Annotated in this window: 13 protein-coding genes; 6 read left to right on the top strand and 7 right to left on the bottom strand. The window is 65.0% G+C overall.

Annotated features, from left to right (window positions below; all coding sequences use genetic code 11):
• Positions 1 to 137: 137 nt before the first annotated feature.
• Together KA261_09870 and KA261_09865 are read right to left on the bottom strand one after the other, a co-directional pair.
• Positions 138 to 2,423 carry a DUF4388 domain-containing protein gene (locus tag KA261_09870; GenBank protein ID MBP7698105.1) on the bottom strand — a complete coding sequence of 762 codons (2,286 nt, stop codon included), beginning with the start codon at positions 2,421 to 2,423 and terminating at the stop codon, positions 138 to 140.
• A complete protein-coding gene (locus KA261_09865) occupies positions 2,420 to 3,502 on the bottom strand; it encodes a type IV pilus twitching motility protein PilT (GenBank protein ID MBP7698104.1) in 1,083 nt (360 codons plus the stop codon). The genes KA261_09870 and KA261_09865 overlap by 4 nt, the downstream gene beginning before the upstream one ends.
• Before the next feature lie 213 nt (positions 3,503 to 3,715).
• On the opposite strand from KA261_09865, the gene KA261_09860 reads away from it, so the two are divergent.
• Both KA261_09860 and KA261_09855 read left to right on the top strand, forming a co-directional pair.
• Positions 3,716 to 4,081, top strand: a complete 366-nt coding sequence (locus KA261_09860; protein ID MBP7698103.1) for a septum formation initiator family protein — start codon at positions 3,716 to 3,718, stop codon at positions 4,079 to 4,081.
• Positions 4,082 to 4,308: 227 nt separating this feature from the next.
• Complete coding sequence (locus KA261_09855; GenBank protein MBP7698102.1) at positions 4,309 to 4,488, top strand: hypothetical protein; 180 nt, start codon at positions 4,309 to 4,311, stop codon at positions 4,486 to 4,488.
• Here the strand turns inward: KA261_09855 and KA261_09850 are convergent.
• On the bottom strand, positions 4,482 to 4,976 hold the full coding sequence (locus tag KA261_09850; protein MBP7698101.1) for a DUF1579 domain-containing protein: 495 nt from the start codon (positions 4,974 to 4,976) through the stop codon (positions 4,482 to 4,484). The genes KA261_09855 and KA261_09850 overlap by 7 nt on opposite strands.
• Positions 4,977 to 5,252: 276 nt before the next feature.
• Here KA261_09850 and recO point away from each other — a divergent pair, with 276 nt between their 5' ends.
• Positions 5,253 to 6,044, top strand: coding sequence for a DNA repair protein RecO (gene recO / locus KA261_09845; protein ID MBP7698100.1), 792 nt, complete (start codon positions 5,253 to 5,255; stop codon positions 6,042 to 6,044).
• Between the two features lie 62 nt (positions 6,045 to 6,106).
• Positions 6,107 to 7,417: a glycine--tRNA ligase gene (locus KA261_09840; GenBank protein MBP7698099.1), complete on the top strand. Its 1,311-nt coding sequence runs from the start codon at positions 6,107 to 6,109 to the stop codon at positions 7,415 to 7,417.
• 82 nt (positions 7,418 to 7,499) lie between these two features.
• Here the strand turns inward: KA261_09840 and KA261_09835 are convergent, their stop codons facing one another.
• Together KA261_09835 and KA261_09830 are read right to left on the bottom strand one after the other, a co-directional pair.
• The gene (locus KA261_09835; GenBank protein MBP7698098.1) at positions 7,500 to 9,305 is read right to left on the bottom strand and encodes a DNRLRE domain-containing protein; all 1,806 of its coding nucleotides are present in this window, start codon (positions 9,303 to 9,305) and stop codon (positions 7,500 to 7,502) included.
• Positions 9,306 to 9,593: 288 nt separating this feature from the next.
• Positions 9,594 to 9,851, bottom strand: coding sequence for a hypothetical protein (locus tag KA261_09830; GenBank protein ID MBP7698097.1), 258 nt, complete (start codon positions 9,849 to 9,851; stop codon positions 9,594 to 9,596).
• Between the two features lie 307 nt (positions 9,852 to 10,158).
• Here KA261_09830 and KA261_09825 point away from each other — a divergent pair, with 307 nt between their 5' ends.
• Positions 10,159 to 10,740, top strand: coding sequence for a superoxide dismutase [Fe] (locus KA261_09825; protein ID MBP7698096.1), 582 nt, complete (start codon positions 10,159 to 10,161; stop codon positions 10,738 to 10,740).
• Between the two features lie 283 nt (positions 10,741 to 11,023).
• Here the strand turns inward: KA261_09825 and KA261_09820 are convergent, their stop codons facing one another.
• Positions 11,024 to 11,275 carry a hypothetical protein gene (locus KA261_09820; protein ID MBP7698095.1) on the bottom strand — a complete coding sequence of 84 codons (252 nt, stop codon included), beginning with the start codon at positions 11,273 to 11,275 and terminating at the stop codon, positions 11,024 to 11,026.
• Positions 11,276 to 11,835: 560 nt separating this feature from the next.
• Between KA261_09820 and eno the strand changes: the two genes are divergently transcribed.
• A complete protein-coding gene (gene eno, locus KA261_09815; GenBank protein ID MBP7698094.1) occupies positions 11,836 to 13,134 on the top strand; it encodes a phosphopyruvate hydratase in 1,299 nt (432 codons plus the stop codon).
• A 307-nt stretch (positions 13,135 to 13,441) separates the two neighbouring features.
• On the opposite strand, the gene KA261_09810 is transcribed toward eno, so the two are convergent.
• Entirely contained in the window at positions 13,442 to 14,401 is a 960-nt protein-coding gene (locus KA261_09810) for a DUF362 domain-containing protein (protein ID MBP7698093.1), read from the bottom strand.
• Positions 14,402 to 14,554 lie beyond the last annotated feature (153 nt).

The raw sequence follows: 14,554 nt of genomic DNA, 5'->3' as shown, positions 1-14,554 counted from the left end.
TTGTAAGTCAGGACCTTTATGATCCTGACGGGGCTGCTCACATCGATGGTCAGAATGTCAGGACCACAAGGGTCCTGACCCACAAGAGATCCGGGGGACGGCTGTTACCTGTGTGCCCGGCGCCATCGGAGGAAAGGTCAAAACAACTTGCCGGCGTGGAGGCGTTCGTCGAGGAGGCGGCAGCCTTCCATGAGAATCGACTCATTGGAGAGGTCGTTGTTCGGAGCGGGAAGGGCCTCGCGGGACACCGGTTCCACCGACCAGTACCCATCCGCCCAGCCGATTGTTTCATAGACCGCCTCGGCGCCGATTTTGTCCCGGTACTGGGCGAAGACGATCGCTCCGCGGTCGAGGTAGAGGATGAGATGGTCGTTCAGGCGGCGGTCTTTCTGGTCGGGGCGGCGATCGGGCCGGCCGGGAGTGCTTCCGGCGCTGGCGGCGTCGCCGGAACGGCCGGCGCGCGAATTGTCGGAGAAACCGCCGCGCGGGTCGGGCTCAAGGCCCGGGCGAGAATCGTCGGCTCGGGCGGCGGAGGGGCCGGGGGTGACGGTGATGCGGGCCGTCCTGCGGCTCGGGCCGAGGGCCTGCAGGAGGTCGATGAGATTCATGTCGGCGAGACGGCCGGTGGCGCCGGACTTGTGGTCGGCGGTTTCGCGCTGCTTCTGCTTCGCCTGCAGCACCGCCTGGATCTTCTGCATCTTCACCACCAGCAGGTCGAGGCCGGCATCGACGGGAAGAATGTCCTCGATCCCCTTCTCCAGGAGCCCGGTGAGCGAGGGGACAACGGCGCTGTCGACCAAAGCAAAGGCTGGGGTGTGATCGAAATCAACGTCGCGTTGGCGCAGGCGCTCGATGAAAGCGACGACGTCCTCGGCCGACCCGGAGACCGCGAGGACAATGATGTCGGGGCGGCTGCGGCGGTAGAGATCGACGAAGGAGTCGAGGCCGGCAGGGGCCATGGTGCGGAAACCCTCGTTGCGCAGGCGGAGGTAAGCGGGGGTGAGAGAGCCGGGCCGATCGGACAGCAGCATCACCTGGGCGACCTGCAGAGAGGTCTGCTGCGCCAGCAGTTCCTCCTGGATGAGGCCGATGAAGGCCTCCGCGACTTCGGCCATGAAGAGGCGGCCGGTGAGGTCGCGGAATTTCTTCTTGATCGCGTCGAATTTGTCCAGGAGGAGGCGCTCGTTGGCGGCGACATTTTCGCAGTAGAGGTCGACGATGGTCAGGATGTTGCCGCCGAGGGCCTCGATGGGGAGGCGCTTGGTGTACTTGCCCTTGAGGTCGACGTACATTTTCCGCAGCATTTCAACGACCACCGGCGGGTAGTTCAGCGACTGGAGGAGACGGGTGGTGAGTTTGATGGTCGTGCGGGTGTCGCGGGTCTCGGACGGGGTGTAGTGGAAGCGGGCGAGGTCGTGGAGGTAGGCGGCCGAGACAATCTGGAGGCGGTCTTTGTCGGGCAGGCCGAGGCGGCGGCAGAGGCGGTCGGCGTAGTGGCCGACGCGGCCGCTGTGGTTGTCGGGCTGGCGCGCCTGCGTCGACATCATGGCCGTGAAAAGGTCGAGGTTCTTGACGAGGAGGTCCCCCTCGGTCGTGAAGAGATCGTCGACCAGGAGCAGGCGGGCGGCCGATTCGTAGTAGCGCACCCGGGTGCGCGGCGAGATCTTGCGGAGCCTGTCGATCAGGTCGAGGTAATCGCCGGGGACGGTGTCTTTGATGAAGACGCTGTGGAAGCGGCGGTTGCCGATCGCCTCAATCGCATCGTCGGCGGAATCGGTCGTGGTCACGTCGAAATTGTCGCGTTCGAAGATCGCCTGAAGGAGCGGTCCGCAGTACTCCTCGTCGGTGACGAGGAGGATAGCTTCGCGGTCGGACGGGGCGGGGCCGTTCCCGGCGGCGGCCGGGACCGCGATCGGGCCGGTGTCGGTGGCGGCGTCCGGAATCGCCAGGGCGAGGCTCTCCTCGAGCGACCGGGACTGTTTGAGGTAGCAGCGGGCGATGGCGACGTCGAGGGCGAGTTCGGCGGCGACGCAGAGTTTCACGGGGCGGCCGCCCAGAGCGAACTGGAGCTCGCGCTGGAGAGCGGCGTCGGTCGGATCTTCGCAGGCGACGGTGACAGTCTGGGTGGCGCCGTCGAAAGCGACGGGGAGGACGCGCCGGGCGAGGGCGATCTTCTTGGGAATCAACTCGAGGATGGAGTCCGGGATGTCGAGGTTGGCCAGGACCACCCCTTCGCAGGCGAACTGAATGGCGAGGGCCTTGACCAGGCCGGCCTCGTCGACATAGCGGTGGTAGAGCAGGTGGGAGCCGAGTTTGCCGCCCCGGGCTTTCTGGCGCATGAGGGCCTCGCGAATCTGCGTGTCGCTGGCGAGGCCCTCGGCGACGAGAATCTCATCGAGTCGTTTTTTCGGCGACGGGCTCATGGCGCGGGCACCATCTCTTCCGGCTGCTCGGATTTGGCGAGGAACGGCGACGGGTCGTGGGCGACGCGCACCGCCTCCTCGGGTCTGATAATCCCGGCATCGACAAGCGCCTTGAGGTGATTGTCCAGAAGCCGCATGCCGAGCTTCCGGCTGGATTGGATGATCATCGACAACTGGTGCGTCTTGCTCTCGCGGATGAGATTCTGCACCGAGGGCGTGCGGACGAGCAGTTCGTACGCGAGGACGCGGCCGGGGCCGTCGGCCCGGGTGAGCAGGTGCTGGGAGACGACTCCGAGCAGGGTATCGGCGAGCATGATGCGAATCTGCTGCTGCTGGTCCGGCGGGAAGACATCGACGATGCGGTCGACGGTGGCGGCGGCGCTCGTGGTGTGCAGGGTGCCGAGGACCAGCAGGCCGGTCTCGGCGGCGGTGATAGCCTGGGCGATTGTCTCGGTGTCGCGGAGTTCGCCGACCGTGATCACATCGGGATCCTCGCGCAGCGCGGCGCGCAGACCGGCGGCGAACGACCCGACGTGGCGGCCGACCTGGCGCTGGGACACGAGCGAGTTCTTGCTCTCGTGGATGTACTCGATCGGGTCCTCGAGGGTGAGAATGTGGCGGGCGAAACCGGTGTTGATCTGGTCGATCATGGCCGCCAGGGTCGTGGTCTTGCCGGAGTTGGTGGGGCCGGTGACCAGGATCAGCCCGGAACGCTGTTCCGTGAGGCGGGCGACGGTGTCGGCGAAGCCGAGGGAGTCGAGGCTCGGCGGCCGGTCGGGGATGAGCCGGATCGCGGCGGCCACGCCGCACTGCATGTGGAAAATGTTGATGCGGAAACGGGCGCCCCCGGGAACACCATACGCGACATCGAGATCCCCCTCGCGCTCAAACAGGCGGATCTGATCGTCCGAGAGCATCTCGTAAACGAGCGCCTTGATCGTCTCGCTCGTGAGGCGCTTGTGGCTCGTCTTCTCCAGCCGGCCGGAGACGCGCACGATCGGGACGCTCCCGGCGGCCAGGTGGAGGTCGGAGGCGTGGGCGTCGCGCACAATATTCAGGAGTTGGTCGATCTTTGCCATGTGGGTCCGCCGTCGCGTGATCAATCTCGGACGTTTTGAGTAGTATCGGCAGGAAGGGCGGAGGGATGAAGGGGACGGGGTGCGCAGAAGTTGCACAGGGCGGGGTTGAAACGGCCGGGCGCGGTTGCCGCGGGCAGGGCGCATTTCCGGGTCAACCCGGGCGGCGGCGATTTTATGTTGCCGAACAGCGTCGGCCGCTGTAACAATCTCCCCATGCCGAGACGGGTAAAACAGGGCCGGCCGTTCTGGGCGCCGGTGGCTGAGAATTTCAGGGCGCGACTGGCCTCCGGCGACTCGCGCCTGCGCCGCCAGATCGTGCGCTACGGGCTGTGGGTGGTCGGGGGGATGTTTGTCTGGTCCCTGGCCGTCGGGGAGTACAGCATTCCCCGGATTATCCGGCTGCACCTCGAACACGGGGCGCTCCTGGAGGCCAACCGCCAGTACACGGTGGCGCTGGCCGATGCGGCCCGCATCCGGCATATGCTGGAGACGGACCCGAGCTACCTCGAGTACATCGCCCGCACACGCTACCGCATGGTACGGCCCAACGAGGTGATCTACCGGTATCGCGGCCAGTGACGGGGGCGGGGGATTCCCCCCACACGTGCACAAACGACAGAGACCGCCCGCCAAGGTCTCCGCAGCGCGGGAGGCGGGAGGTCTCGCTTTGCGCCGTTTCATCCCCCGGGAGACACAGGCGGTCAGGGCTCCGGAGGTGGGCGGTCAGGTTCCTCGCCCGCAGGCCGGCCCCCGCCTGCCGTTTGAGTTCGCGGGCAATTCCGGCGGGATCATCTTCCACGAGGCGCATGGCGGTTCACTCGGCCCGTTCGCGGGTACAGGAGGAGACGATCGTCGGCGAACTGCTGCAACTCATCATCGACAGCATGCCGAAAGATGTCGCCGCCGCAGCCGGGAAATCAACCGTCGAGGTTGACCGGATTGAAGACGCCCGGTCGCCTCATCGAGGCAGGTCCTTCGTCTACTGAGTCGCAGTCCGGCGAACCCGCCGATACCGGCTGGTCATCATGTCCTGCCACTGCCCATCGGGTCCGAGGATCTTTCCGGTGAGGGTGCGCTCATTCTCGGAGACCCAGGTGTGGACGTCTTGGTACCGGGTGGTCTTTCCTTCGGCGCCGAAGACGGGGCCCTCGCAGTCGAGGGTGAGCACTTTCCCGGCGGCATCGAGGGCGCCCTCGTATATCCAGAAGTGGGTCATTACGGAGGCAATGAAGCTGCCGACGAACCGCCGGCGCTGCGGGTCAAAGCCGAGCGTGAGGATGGAGTCGAACGAGCCGCCGGGCGTCTCCCCGTGGCCTTCGGCGACAATCCACAGCCCGCCGAGGGAGCGGACGGTTTCGCGCCCGGTGTGGGTGGTCGGCGGTTCGCCGGGTCCCATCACCGCCTGGATCTCAATGGTCCAGTCGCCGACAAAGCGCTGCAGCCAGATGTGTTCCGGGTGCGGTTCGGTCTGCATAGCGATCTCCCATTTCAAGAGGTTTACTGTCCGGTGAGGGCAAGATAGGCCCTCGGGCGGCCGGGCGCAATCACATTGTGAACCTTTTTGACCCATGTTCACTCGCCCGGACCGGGCCGGTCGCGGCCCGGAAGCCTTTCGAACGCAGCCGGCGGGGGGCAGAGCGCTTAGCGGTGGCGCAGCAGCCGCAAAATGCCGTTATTGCGGGGCGCGGTCCGGGCCGCCGGCATAGGGGCGGCGCCGACCCGCACTCAAAACGGGAACTGCGGTGAGACCATGGCGATAAAGGCGACGGAAGCGATTCTCCTGCGCGCGCACAACTGGTCGGAGTCCTCGCGGACGGTGGTGTTTTTCACCCGCGATTTCGGGCGGCTGGCTCTGACCGACCGGGGCGGGCGGCGGCTGACCGGCAAACGGGGGCGGCTCGTTCCGTTCGCCCGCCTGGAGCTGACGTTCTACCACTCGGAGAAGGAATCGGCGGGGTACCTGTCGGACGTCAGCCTCGTACAGGCGTGGCAGTTCGAGCGGGAGGGGACGCTCGGGCGGCTGGCTTTCGCCTCGGCGGCGATCGAACTGCTGCTGAGTCTGCTGGGGGACCGGGCGCCGCACCCGGACCTCTATACCTACACGGTTTCCTACCTCGAATTGGTGGAGACGGCGCCGAAACAAGGGCTGGGGCCGCTCTTCGTGAATTACTACATCCGGCTGATCTCGCGGCTCGGGTACCACCCCTCGCTCACCCGGTGCGTGGCGTGCGGGGCGACGGGGGAGCGGCTGGCCGACGCCGCCGGGGGGGTGCAGTTCTCGGCCGAGCGTGGGGGAATGGTCTGCCGGGCTTGCGAATCGGTCGGAGATTGCTATATTCCCTTTTCTTCGGAGAGCCACCGGCTGATCCGGGCGCTGGAGGGAGCGTCGTTGGGACAGGCGGCCACGCTTCCGATAAGTTACCGTGAGACGGTCCGGCTGACAGAAGCGCTGACCAGGTTCCTGAGCTTCCAGGCGGATGTGCGGGCGGAGCTGAAAGCGCTGACTTTTTTGGAGAAGCTCAGGAAGGACGCCGAAGCCTGAGGAAAGGAAAGCACGAAGACGGTATGACGACCAAGAGCGAACAGAAGAAGAATGACGAGTTGATGGACAAGCTGGTGTCGCTGTGCAAGCGGCGCGGCTTCATCTACCCCTCCAGCGAGATCTACGGCGGGCTGTCGTCGTGCTGGGACTACGGTCCCCTCGGTGCCGAGCTGAAGCGGAATCTCAAGACGGTGTGGTGGAACGCGATGACGCACCGGCGGGACGATGTCGAGGGGCTCGATGCCGCGATCTTCATGCACCCGCAGGTGTGGCATACCTCGGGGCACGTGACCGAATTCCACGATCCCATGGTGGACTGCAAGAAGTGCAAGGCGCGTTTTCGGGCCGACAAGCTTGAATCCTCGCGCTGTCCCCTGAAACCGTCGAAGTCGCCCCTGGAGTGCGGCGGAGAACTGACCGAGGCGCGCCAGTTCAACCTCATGTTCAAGACGCACATGGGGCCGATGGAGGATTCCGCGAGCGAGGTGTTCCTCCGGCCGGAAACGGCGCAGGGGATCTATGTCAATTTCCTCAACGTCAAGAACTCCTCGCGCCAGAAAATCCCGTTCGGGATCGCCCAGATCGGGAAGGCGTTCCGCAACGAAATCACCCCGGGAAATTTCATTTTCCGCACGCGCGAGTTCGAGCAGATGGAGATGCAGTATTTCGTCGCGCCGGGCGAAGATGAGAAGTGGATGGAGTACTGGCGGGCGCAGCGCTGGCAGTTCTATCTCGACCTGGGGATCCGGGAGGCCCGGCTGCGCTGGCACCAGCACGGCCCCGGGGAACTGGCGCACTACGCCAAGGCGGCCTGGGATATCGAGTACGAGTACCCCTTCGGCTGGCAGGAACTCGAGGGCGTGCACAACCGGACCGACTTCGACCTCGGGCGGCACATGCAGGCCACCGGCAAAGACCTGCGCTACAGCGACGACGTCTACACCGAGAAGTTCGTCCCGTACATTATCGAGACCTCGGCCGGGTGCGACCGAACGCTCCTCACGCTCCTGGTCGACGCGTACGACGAGGAAGAAATCAAAGGGGAGACGCGGGTGTTTTTGCGCCTCTCGCCGAAGGTGGCGCCGATCAAGGCGGCCGTGTTCCCGCTGGTCAAGAAGGACGGAATGCCGGAGTTCGCCGAGAAGGTGTACGCCGAACTGAAGCGGCATTTCAAGGTGTTCTACGATGTCTCCGGCGCCGTGGGCCGCCGGTATGCGCGCATGGATGAGGCGGGCTGCCCGTTCTGCATCACGATCGACGGCCAGACAATCGAGGACGAGACGATGACGCTGCGCTTCCGCGATACCCAGGAGCAGAAGCGGATGAAGACGGCGGAGGTCGCGGCGTTCCTGCGGGAGCAGACTCAGATCTAGCCGCGGGCCGGACAAGCCACGAGGAAGGCCCGGTGCGCAAGCGCCGGGCCTTTCTGTCTTGGCTGATCAGCGGGAGCGGGTCTCAGTAATCGCCGTCGCTGTCGCCGTCATCATCGTACGCCGCATCGCCATCGCAGCGACCCGGGCCGAGGTTCCCCCCGTTGTACATCTCAAGACGGCCCTTCCACCTCTGGACCATGGTCTGCCGGTCCGGAGCGAGCATCTCCCAGTCGTTCCAGTCGTACTCCGACAGGAAGGCGTCGATCTCGTCGATCAACGGGTACACCGCCTCGGGGTTGGCGAAGTTGACGATATTCAGCTTGGCGGTGAGCAGGTGGGCGTAGAGCTTCGTGATCCCGTTGCTCGGATGGCCATAGGTGTGCTGCTGGAGGATGTCGAAAGCAGTGCGGGCGTCGGCCACCGCGATCGTCTTAGTGCCCTCCGGCGTCCCGAGGTAGATCGGCAGGAGAAGCCGGGTCACCTCGTCGGGTTGCGGCCCGAAGCCGGCGTGGTTCTTCCAGTACCCCTTCCCGTGCGTGCAGCCGTCGGTCTCGATCAAACCGGCATCGCGGGAGTAATCCTCCTCGCCGGGAGAGAGGGCGAAGCAGGTCGTGGTCTTGTAGTACCGGTCGACGTCGCTGTCGATCAGGTCGTCGCCGCCGACGCCGGCATAGGTGAAGATCCAGCCGAAGGGATTGGCAAGCTGCAGGTAGTAGTCGCCGGGCTCCAGGTTTTCGAAGAGGTACCGGCCGGAAGAGTCGGTGACGGCGGAGGCGACAGGGCGGCCGTCGCAGGCGAACAGGTTGACGGCGATGCCCGCCAGCCCAGGCTCGCCGGCATCCTGGAGGCCGTTCTCGTTCATGTCATTCCAAACGAAGTCGCCGACCGCGGCATAGGCGAGGGTGTAGCCGGCGTCGAGCGCCCGGTAGTCGTCGCCGGGGGCCAGATCCACGCAGGCGCTCCGGCCGGTCGCCGGGTCAAGATCGCTGTCGGCGGTCTCGTCCCCGCCCTGATCCGGGAGGGCGTACATGAGGCTGTCCGGCAGGGCCGCGGCGATGTAGTAGGCGCCGGGGGCCAGGGAATCGAAGCGGTAGTAACCGGAGAGGTCGGTGGCGGCCGAAGCGACCAGCGTGTCGCCGTCGCACGCGAACAGATCAATCGTGATGCTGGCCAGGCCCGGTTCGCCGTCGTCCTGAACGCCGTTGCGGTCGGTGTCCAGCCAGACGAAGTCGCCGAGCGTAGCCGGCGGCGTGTACACCGGGATCTCAACGTGCACCAAAGCCGCGCGCGAGGTGCCTTCGGCAGTGTCGCGGCCGGTGAACAGCTCGGCGGCGGCGCCGAAGTTCGCATCCGGGGCGGCCTCGTCGATGTAGGCGTCGGCGACCGCCGTGAAAACCTCGCACATCGTGTCGGCCTTCCAGCTATAGCAGAGGCGCAGGTAAGGTTCAAGGCCGGCCGCCTCGCGGCTGTCCCAGCCGACGAAGCCCGCCGCCGTGTCCGCTTGCCGGAAAATGAGGCCGAAATTGTCCCGACCCTCGACCCAGTCGGCTGCCAGGCCGCTGATCGGGATCATGATCCAGCCGGTGTCGACGACAGTGAAGACCGCGAGGGTATCAAGTGTATCGACGGCCGGGCGGCCGGCGTAGGTGAGTTCGGTCTCGGTCCACTCGCCCAGAACGGGGTGAACCGCGACCGTCTGGGTGTCAGGCCGGCTGACGTGGATGGCGACCCAGGCGGAGTCGATGGTGGCGGTGGTGGGCACGCCGGCAAGAGCCTTGTACGCCTGGGGAGCGGCGGCCGGGGTGGTGGGCATCGGGTCGCCGCCGCACCCGGCCAGGACCAGGGCCGCGGCGACGATGGTCAATCCTGCTTTCAGCAGCATTTGCATAGGATCTGTCTCCTTTCGCACGTCCGGGCGCACGGAGCAACCCGGGAAATACACGAATCGTTGAGTTTTCTCAGCCCGCTTGCAGGTACAGGTAAAGGTCGTTGCAGTAACAATGGGTTGACCCCGTTATAGTATCGGCGGGGCGGGACAAAGTAAAGCGTTTTCTGGGAAATCCCGCGCCGGACGCGGGTTTTCGGGCCGGGCGCCGGCCGGACACGAGAACGGCGCGGCCGGGGGGCCGCGCCGTAAACTGACAAAATGTGCGGTCGAGTACCTTCTGCTAACCCGTTACAAAGACCACGCGTGTTGCTCGATGGCCCGGGCGATGTCGGCGAGGGCCGGAAACATCCGGCCATGGCCATCACGCGGCTTGGCGCGGCGGTCTCGAACAGCCTCGCCGTTGATGACCACGGTCGGGGAAGCGACCGGTTGATGGTCCTCGACAATCTGGGCCAGGATTCCCCGATCTCGAAGGTACGAGTGCACAAAATCCCGCGTCTCAGTCTGGCGAGGGTCATCCTTTGAATAAATCAAGCCAATCTCCATGGCCTTTCACCCCATGAGTAACCAGATGTAAAGTGTTAGGACGCCAGGATGCGGTCAACTAAAAAGCTCTTTGTCTCTTTAACGAACCAACCGCACGACTGGTTTCCCAATAAACGAACAAAACGTCCGATTTCCGTTAAGTCACCATCAGTCTTCACTCAGATTATCGGAGACGCGGCGACCGAACTTGACAATTATCTGCGGCGGGACCAACGTCGGCCTCCGCTTGACACCGCCATGACAGAGTGGTAACGTTCGGGCAAACCTAATGACGGCTCAATCGCCGGTCCGGGGAAAGGAGCCTCCCATGACCCATTCGCTGCCCGACCTGCCGTACGCAAAAGATGCGCTCGCGCCGCATGTTTCCGCCGAAACGCTGGAGTATCACTACGGCAAACACCACCTGGCTTACGTCACCAAGCTCAATGAGCTCATCCGGGGAACTCAGTACGAGGACGCCTCGCTGGAGGAGATTATCCGGAAATCGGAGGGGGGGATCTTCAACAACGGCGCCCAGGTGTGGAACCACACGTTCTACTGGCACTGTCTGTCGCCCGCGGGCGGCGGGGAACCGAAGGGCAAGCTCGCCGAAGCGCTCACGCGGTCGTTCGGGTCGTTCGACAAATTCAAGGAGCAGTTCACCGCGGCCGCGGTCGGGCTGTTTGGCGCGGGCTGGGTCTGGCTGGCGAGGAAAGCCGACGGGGGACTGGAGATCGTGCCGAAGGGAAATGCGGGGAATCCGCTGCGGGACGGTCAGAAGCCGCTGCTGACGTGCGACGTCTGGGAACACGCCTATTACATCGACTACCGCAACCTCCGGGCGAAATACCTGGAAACATTCTGGAAACTGGTGAACTGGGAGTTTGTCGGAAAGCAGTTTTCGGCGTAGAGCGGCGCAGAGGCGGGGGTGGTGTGGGGCGCGGCCAGCCGGGGCGAAGGGCGCGGGAGGGGGCGGTCGCTCTCTCCGGGTGTCAGCCGGCCGAGGCTGCACTCCCGGTAGAGATCATTGCCAAAGATGAGGCAAAGGCGGCCGTTGCAAGGGCGAGCGCGCTGAATAGGCCGAGTAAGGTAGGCCCGGGGCACCTCGCTTTCGGAAATGAGTTGCCCCTTATACGCCGGGGTTTGCTCGCCGCGAAGCGCTGCAGAACGCACGGGAGGCTGAACCGGCCGGGCTACTCGACGTCGAACAGAGTTTTCTGGCGCCCGGCCCACTTGTCGGGCTCAATTTTGTACTCGAAACGGTAGCGGCAGTTGCCGTCGCGGCAAGTTTTCGGTTTCCGTCCGTGATAGTCGAACGGTTTCCCGCACACGACGCAGGTAGCGGTCTTCCAGTTCAGGTCGGGGAGGGAGATTTTCGGTTTTTCGCCGGTCTGCGGTTGGGCAGCCTCGGCCGGCTGAGCGGAGGACGAAGGAGTGGTAGCCATAGTGTCTCTCGGGTTGTCAATCCTCGGGCGCCCCGGCCGCTCTGGCCAATCGGACGCCGGTCGGGTTTTCGCTTCCGCGGCCGGCGACCGTTTCCCGCGGGGGCAGGCGGCTCGCGTCGGCCTCGTGTTCAGATTGGGTTTAACGCGCTTTTGCACCGGTTTGTCGAGTTTTTTCTTTAGCGCGAGTCGAAAACCGCCATCCGCCGGCTGTTTCGGGCCGCGCTAAGCCAGAAACTACCCGTGGCGGGGGAGAGCACAATCACATTTGGTGAGGGAATAAAAAAGGGGCCGGTTAGCGGCCGGCCCCGACCGGCATCTTTTAATCCGCCGGTCTTGCTGTCCTACCCAAGGTACACGGCCTACGTATCAAACCGGGTGCCGGCGCCAAGCGTGTTGCCGCACAAAGGGATCGGGACCGGCCACAGCGCGGAAGTCGCGGCCGGGCCCCATACTCTGAGGGCTTGTCCCCCCAATGACTGTTAAAACTTGCATGCGTCCGGGGCGGATGGTAGCATCTACGGCGGATGTGAAACGGCAATTGGCTGACGAGAGGTTTCTCCATGTCGGACTACGAATTCATTCATGCGCGACAGATTTTCGACTCACGCGGCACGCCCACGGTGGAGGTCGATGTGATCCTTTCGGACGGCACGCTCGGGCGGGCCGCCGTGCCGTCGGGGGCCTCGACCGGGGCGCACGAAGCGGTCGAACTGCGCGATGGCGATAAAAGCAAGTATCTCGGCAAAGGGGTGCAGAAGGCGGTCGACAACGTCAACGAGAAGATCGCCCCGGCGCTGCTCAAAGACGGGATCGATCCGTACGATCAGGTGGCGGTCGACAACTACCTGATTGGGCTCGACGGGACCGAGAACAAGGGGAAGCTCGGGGCCAATGCCTTGCTCGGCGTGTCGCTGGCGACGGCGAAAGCGGCGGCCGAGTCGCGCGGCCGGTTTCTCTACGAGTACATCGGGGGCTGCAACTGCAAGCTCCTGCCGGTGCCGATGATGAACATCATCAACGGGGGCAAGCACGCGGACAACAATGTCGACCTGCAGGAGTTCATGATCATGCCGGTGGGCGCGGGGAGTCTCAGCGAGGCGCTCCGCATGGGCTCCGAGGTGTTCCACCACCTGAAAAAAGTGCTGGCCGCCAAGAAGTACAACACGGCGGTGGGGGACGAAGGGGGCTTCGCTCCGGATCTCAAGTCCAACGAGGAAGCGCTCCAGGTGATCATGGAGGCGATCGCCAAAGCCGGCTACCAGCCCGGCGAACAGATCCGGATCGCCCTCGACCCGGCCTCGACCGAGTTCTACGACGCCAAGTCGGGCAAGTACAACCTCAAGGCGGAGGGGAAAAAGCTCTCGTCGAGCGAAATGATCGACTTCTACGAACGCCTGTGCGACAAGTACCCGATCATCTCGATCGAGGACGGGCTGGCGGAGGACGACTGGAAGGGGTGGAAAGAGATGACCGAGCGGCTGGGGAGCCGGATCCAGCTGGTCGGCGACGATCTGTTCGTGACGAACATCAAGCGGCTCGGGCGGGGGATCGCGGAGGGGATCGCCAATTCGATTCTCATCAAGCTGAACCAGATCGGAACGCTGACTGAGACGCTCGACGCGATCCGCATGGCGCAGCACGCGGGGTATACGGCGGTCGTGTCGCACCGGTCGGGGGAGACGGAAGACGCGACGATCGCGGACGTGGTGGTGGCGACCAGCGCGGGGCAGATCAAGACGGGGTCGATGTCGCGGACCGACCGGATCGCGAAGTACAACCAGCTCCTCCGGATCGAGGAGCAGATCGGCAAATATGCGGAGTACCCGGGAATGAACGCCTTTTCGAGCGTGCGGAGGTAGCGGGAGCGCCGAAGCGGGGGGGTTCCGGGGAGACCGACACACGCGGCGGCCGGCGTCCCGGCCGCGCGGCGGACCAGGCGCCGTCGAAATCGCCTGGGCCTGATGGGCGGACGTTTCGCGGGGGTGAGCGATGGCGCGCGGGCAGGAGCGCGATCGCTCACTGTCGAGACGTTCGCGACAAATGGGTGGCCCACCGCCGTAGTGGCAAGAGAAAGAGCCATTGCGATCAACCCTGCCCTGGAGAAGGTGGCCACCCATATTGTTTTCCCCCCGACCGCGGATTGCACGCGGACTTTCGCTCAAGAGCCTAGATGCCGCCCAGTTCGAGGAACCCGGCGCGGCGGTAGTCGATCTCGCCAAGGCCCTGCTGCGCGGCGAGGATGATATGGCGAATGTCGCGGCCGGCGGCGCCGAGGAAACCGGCGGCGCAGGAGTCACCGGCGACCTGGTCGGTAGCGCAGATCACCGCATTGCGGACGGCGACATCCTCGAACGCACCGCCCCCCGGGCCGTGCCGCATGAGCACGCGGGTCGCATCGATCACCGTGAGGGTAGGCCGGAAGTAGGCGGCCAGATCGACAATCGCCTGGTCGAGCTGATCGTGGAGCACGTCGCGGACACCGCCGATAGCGCCGAAGAAGTTCTTCATCGAGGCGGTGCCGGCGACGAGGCCGTGGTGTTTGGCGATCGGCATGTTGATGAAGCGGTCGACCTCGAAAACGTGGCGCAGGACCGGCCAGGCGCCAATGAAGCGGCCGCCCAGATCATCCTCCAGAAAATCGTCCTCCTCAAGATAGATCACCCGGCCGCCGTTCTGTGCGACGGCGGCGGCGATGCCGGAGCGGGTGAAAGCCTCCTCTGGTCGCGGGCCGCCATGATCGGTGACGAGGACCTCGGCGGCGCCTGCAAGGCGGCACTGGCGCACCATCTCCCCCACCACGAGCGGATTCGTGTTGACCGCCTGCGCCGGCACGCGATCCCAGGCGGCGTTCGGTTTGAGGAGGACCCGTTCTCCCGGCTGGATGAAGCGCCGAATGCCGCCGATCCCCTCGAGGGCGGCGCCCAGCGCCGCCGCATGATCCTCGTCGCGGGCAAGAACGACGCCCGGAAGACGGGGATCGGGCGGGACGAGGAAGTCGGGTTTGGGACCGGAGGCTCGCCGATACCCGGCCGACTGACAGCCCAGGCTGATCAGTCCAGGTTGACCGGCGACGATGGCCAGCGTGGCTAGGCGCCCGGCCTCGGTCAAGAATTCCCTGCGGTTCATCCCGGTAGTTTCCTACGTTTACAGCAAGATACCACACACCCGGCCGAACGCAACATGATGTTGACGTCTGCGCGGGAGAGAGTCTGCCGACAGGCGCGCCCGCCGATGGGCCTCGGTTCCGGCGACTGAGGCTCCTGCAGGCATTGCCGAAAG

This window comes from Candidatus Zixiibacteriota bacterium (assembly GCA_017999435.1).
Lineage (GTDB): Bacteria > Zixibacteria > MSB-5A5 > GN15 > FEB-12 > JAGNLV01.
The sequence above is the reverse complement of the archived record's forward strand: the minus strand, read 5'-3'. Positions and strand labels throughout refer to the sequence as shown.